The organism is Acinetobacter sp. ME22 (assembly GCF_022012315.1).
GTDB lineage: Bacteria > Pseudomonadota > Gammaproteobacteria > Pseudomonadales > Moraxellaceae > Acinetobacter > Acinetobacter brisouii_A.
On sequence record NZ_JAKLTL010000050.1, the window covers coordinates 1 to 367 of the forward strand.

General features: G+C 42.5%; 1 pseudogene. It reads right to left on the reverse strand.

Features of this window, described 5'->3' with window-relative positions:
* A pseudogene (locus LVY74_RS17640) lies at nucleotides 1-367 on the reverse strand (phage tail protein); the annotation flags it as partial.

Here is a 367-nt window from a genome sequence, read left to right on the forward strand (position 1 = left end):
TTGTGTCATATGTTCCGCGCTTAACTGTGAGTGTTAAAGTAGCAGCATCATAAGCAACGAAAGTCATCAACTCATTGTCAATCTGAATGCGATTACCCGCAGCCAAGTTTGCAAACTCAGCAACGTTGGCAATTACAAATGACGTATCAAGATAACCAATGTCGGCGGATAATGTTGCATACGGGCAAAAGTCCAAAGTGGCTTGTTGGGCATACCCTGTACCTGCATCACTGTATACACTGGCATTGATGTGGTAATTGTTAGGGCGAATAGCAGCCATGCCTACATAAGACAAGTCATTGTTTGCTGTCAGCTTTTGATCTATTTCAAATTGCCCATATTGTTCCACCAACTCGATATAAGGTAG